This is a genomic window from Xanthomonas sp. LMG 12460, from assembly GCF_009192895.1.
In the GTDB taxonomy this organism is placed as follows: Bacteria; Pseudomonadota; Gammaproteobacteria; order Xanthomonadales; family Xanthomonadaceae; genus Xanthomonas_A; species Xanthomonas_A sontii.
Genome location: NZ_NKUH01000123.1, coordinates 1 through 589, shown reverse-complemented (window position 1 = coordinate 589; position 589 = coordinate 1). Strand labels below are relative to the sequence as shown.

1 protein-coding gene is annotated in these 589 nt (G+C 66.4%); it reads right to left on the bottom strand.

What is annotated here, in order from left to right:
* Window positions 1-589, bottom strand: a 589-nt coding sequence (locus tag CEK66_RS19320; protein ID WP_193312721.1) for a hemagglutinin repeat-containing protein, incomplete at both ends; no start/stop codon positions are given.

The following is a 589-nucleotide window of genomic DNA, read 5'->3' as shown; positions in this document are numbered from 1 at the left end:
GTCTGATAGCCGTTGGCCACTGCCGCCATGCCCTGCATCGCCGACAGCCTGCCGTCGGAGTTGCGCGCCGCATCGACGTTGTTGATCAGGTCGATCAGTGGCGATTTCACCCGCGCGAACGCACCGATCTTGAGCGTGTCGTCCTGCGAGGACGCGGCGTGGCTGTCGTTGGCGGTGAGCAACTGGATCGACGCGGCAGTCACGTCCACGTCTTTGGCCGCGACCACGTTGCTGGCGCTCTGCGTGTAGGTGCCGCCCGCGCTCAGGTTGACGTTGCCGCCCAGGCTGCCGACGCTGCTGGCCACCTGCGTCACCGTGGCGTTGTCGTCGCGGTGCTTCTCTGTGTGATAGCCGGAGAAGCGCTCGGTGTCGGAGATGACCACCGTGCCGATGGCCTTGTTGTCCGAGACGTTGGCGTTGCCGGCCGTGTCCTGCCCGCTCTGGATGGTCAGGTCGCTGGCGGCGTGCATGGTTACATCGCCCTGTGCCGCGATATTGCTGGCGGTCAGGGTGATGTCGCCCTGGGTCGTGCTCAGGCTGGCGTTGCCGCCCACCGACAGTTGCGTGCCGGTGATGGTGTCGGTCTGGC